The organism is Nocardioides sp. (genome assembly GCF_024509035.1).
In the GTDB taxonomy this organism is placed as follows: Bacteria; Actinomycetota; Actinomycetes; order Propionibacteriales; family Nocardioidaceae; genus Nocardioides.
Window position 1 is genome coordinate 1 of the sequence record NZ_JANINT010000251.1, and the last position, 2,943, is coordinate 2,943.

3 protein-coding genes are annotated in these 2,943 nt (G+C 77.6%); all 3 read left to right on the plus strand.

Annotated features, from left to right (window positions below):
• Positions 1 to 994: FAD:protein FMN transferase (locus Q0L15_RS17390; protein ID WP_296605713.1), on the plus strand; the 994-nt coding region annotated here is incomplete at its 5' end.
• A complete protein-coding gene (locus tag Q0L15_RS17395) occupies positions 991 to 1,578 on the plus strand; it encodes a ferric reductase (RefSeq protein ID WP_296605714.1) in 588 nt (195 codons plus the stop codon). The genes Q0L15_RS17390 and Q0L15_RS17395, both read left to right, overlap by 4 nt.
• A complete protein-coding gene (locus Q0L15_RS17400) occupies positions 1,575 to 2,828 on the plus strand; it encodes an NADH-ubiquinone oxidoreductase-F iron-sulfur binding region domain-containing protein (RefSeq protein ID WP_296605715.1) in 1,254 nt (417 codons plus the stop codon). Before Q0L15_RS17395 ends, Q0L15_RS17400 begins: the two co-directional genes overlap by 4 nt.
• Positions 2,829 to 2,943 lie beyond the last annotated feature (115 nt).

The following is a 2,943-nucleotide window of genomic DNA, read 5'->3' on the forward strand; positions in this document are numbered from 1 at the left end:
CCGCCGCCGGCCCCGAGCTCGGGCTCCTGAGCCGATGGCCACCGCGCCCGCCGTCGGCCCCGCCACCGCCCGCTCGACCGCGCTCGGCACCTACCTGTTCGTCGCGACCCGCCGGCCCCGCGACCTCGGGGTGGCGCTCCGGGTCGCCCACCAGGTGCTCGACGACGTCGACCGGACCTGCAGCCGGTTCCGCGCCGACTCCGACCTCTCCCGCGCGAACGCCGCCGCGGGCTCCTGGGTCGAGGTCGACCCCGTGCTGGTGGCCGCGGTCGCCGCCGCGTGCGCGGCGGCGGAGGACACCGACGGTCTGGTGCACCCGTTGCTGGGCCGGCCGCTGGTGGAGCTCGGCTACGACCGCGACTTCGCGCTGCTGACGCCGGTCGACGACGGCCTGGTCCCCGCCGAGGTCTGGCCCACCACCGCGCCCGGCCTCGACCGCTGGCGCGAGATCGACCTGGATGCCGACGGCGCGATCCGCGTGCCCGCCGGCACGTCGCTCGACCTCGGGTCGACGGGCAAGGCGTGGGCCGCCGACGTCGTCGCGGCGGCGTACGCCGAGGAGCTGGGCGGCGCGGCCCTGGTCAGTCTCGGCGGCGATCTGGCGATCGCGGCCCCCGACGGTGAGCCCTGGCCGGTCGCGATCTCCACCCGGCCCGACGACGTCGCCGAGACCACCGTCGCCATCGACCGCGGCGGACTGGCCACCTCGAGCACCCGGGTGCGGCGCTGGGCCCGGCGCGGTGCCCGGCTGCACCACCTCCTCGACCCGCGCACCGGCCACCCGGCCCCCGAGGTCTGGCGCACCGTGAGCGCCACCGGCGCCACCTGCGCGGCCGCGAACGCCGCGACCACGGCCGCGATCGTGCTCGGTGAGGACGCCCCCGCCTGGCTGACCGCCCGCGGTGTCACCGCCCGGCTGGTCGCCGCCGACGGACGGGTGTGCACCACCCGCGACTGGCCCACCGAGACCGACGAGAACAGGAGACCCGCATGATCGACGGCCCGTTCCTCTGGTACCTCAACCGCGGCACCGGCTTCGTGATCCTCGGCCTGTTCACGCTGACCACCGTGCTCGGCGTCCTCGCCACCGGCGGCCGGGCCGGCCGCGGCCTGCCGCGCTTCGTCACCCAGGCGGTGCACCGCAACCTCGCGCTGCTCTCGGTGGTCATGCTCGGCGCCCACGTCGCGACCGCCGTGCTGGACAGCTACGTGGACATCCGGTGGTGGCAGGCGCTCGTGCCGTACGTCGGCTCGACGTACCTCCCGCTCTGGCTGGGCCTGGGCACGCTCGCGCTCGACCTGGTCCTGGTCGTGACCGTCACGAGCCTGCTGCGCACCCGGATGCGGCACCGCGCGTGGCGGGCCGTGCACGTGCTGGCGTACGCCGGCTGGGTGGCCGCCGTCGCGCACACGCTGGGGATCGGGACCGACATCCGCACCGGCGCGTCGTGGGCCCAGCTCACCGTGGCGACCTGCGTGGGCGTGGTGGCCGCCACGGTGGCGCTGCGGCTGGGCCGCCTGGCCCTCGACCGGCGCACGCACCCCCGCCGCGTCGTCCCCGTGCGGAGCGCGTCGTGAGCGCGTCGCCGGTGCCGGTCCCGACCGAGGTGCACGTGCGTCCCGGGCCGGCCCTGCTGGCCGGGATCGCCGCCGGCCCGGGGCTCGCGGCCCATCGCGAGCAGTACGGCGCACTCCCCCGCATCGACGTCGACACCCTGCTCGCCGCGCTCGGCCGGCTGCGGGTGCGCGGCCGCGGCGGCGCGGCGTTCCCGTTCGAAGTCAAGCTGCGCACGGCGGCCGACCGGTCGCGGCACGGCCGGCGGCCGGTGGTCGTGGTCAACCTCAGCGAGGGCGAGCCGGCCAGCGCCAAGGACAGCGCGCTGGCGCTGATGCGGCCACACCTGGTGCTCGACGGGGCCGTGGCGACGGCGTACGCCCTCGGCGCCCGGGAGCTGCACGTGGTGGTGCCGCAGGACCGGCCGCTGGTCGGCACGTCGATCCGGGCGGCCCTGGCCGAGCGTCGTGACCCGATGCGCACGGAGGTCCACGTCGCCGCGAGCCGCTTCGTCGCGGGCCAGGCGCGGGCGGTGCTCGAGCTGATGGCCGGACGGCCGAACCTGCCGGTGACCGCGTGGTCGCCCGAGGCGGTCGCCGGCCACCGCGGCCGGCCGACGCTGCTGTCCAACGCCGAGACGTGGGCCCAGGTCGGGCTGCTCGTGCTCGGCGGCGAGGAGCGGTACGCCGCCTCCGGCACGCCCGACGAGCCCGGCACGACCCTGCTCACCCTGGTGACGCCGTCCGGCTCGACCCCGGAGGTGGTCGAGGTCGGGTTCGGCACGCCGTGGGCCGACGTCCTGCCCCCGTCGTGGTCGGGGCGGGCACTGCTGGTGGGCGGCTTCCACGGCGCGTGGGTGCCCTGGGCGGCGATCACCGGAGGCCGGGTGTCGGTCGACGCGATGCGCGCGGCCGGGACGCCCATGGGCGCGGGCGTCGTCCTCGCTCCCGGCGAGTGCCCGGTGACCTTCACCGCCCGGGTCGTGGACTACCTCGCGGCGCAGAGCGCGCGCCGGTGCGGCCCCTGCCTCAACGGGCTGCCGGCCCTGGCCGACGCCGTGCACGCGGTCGCCGACGGCTGGCCCGTCGCCGGTGACGTGGGGCGGATCGAGGCGCTGGCCGCCACGGTCACCGGGCGAGGCGCGTGCGCCCACCCCGACGGCACGGCGCGGCTGGTCCGCTCGATGCTGGCGGCGTTCCCCGCGGAGGTCGCCCTGCACGGGGGCGGCCGGTGCACCGGAGCCCGCGGGCTGCTGTCGGGGGTGGCGTCGTGACCGCCCGGCTGCGTGTGGACTGGCCCGACTGCCGGGCCCGGGGGCTGTGCCACGAGCTGTTGCCCGAGATCGTCGACCTCGACGAGTGGGGCTACCCGGTCGTCACCGGCGAGGT